Here is a 298-nt window from a genome sequence, read left to right as displayed (position 1 = left end):
AGGTCGGTATATCTATTGATCTGATCTAAAATCAGAAAACCCCCTAATGACGATTTTCGGTTCAATGCAGAGCTGGGTGTCACTCCATGTCCACTGGTATTTCTACTGACAAAATCGCCGACGTTTGAAACGTCAAAGTCTTTGAAGTAGTGTTTGAGTATGTACTCACCAAACTGCTCCGGGAATAATCTCGTTATACTGTGAGTATGCTGTGTAACGGAGGTTGGAATGTGCTTTGAAGGAATATCTTGATGACGACCTTCTTTTGCTGGGTTTGCGCGAATGAAATCTTCACGCA

Annotated in this window: 1 protein-coding gene; it reads right to left on the bottom strand. The window is 42.6% G+C overall.

Features of this window, described 5'->3' with window-relative positions; genetic code table 11:
* Window positions 1–298 (bottom strand): hypothetical protein (locus BK665_RS34675; protein WP_221179287.1); only part of this gene is annotated, 298 nt, incomplete at both ends.

Source organism: Pseudomonas frederiksbergensis (assembly GCF_003732665.1).
Classification (GTDB): Bacteria; Pseudomonadota; Gammaproteobacteria; order Pseudomonadales; family Pseudomonadaceae; genus Aquipseudomonas; species Aquipseudomonas frederiksbergensis_G.
This window is presented reverse-complemented; position numbering and strand designations above follow the sequence as displayed.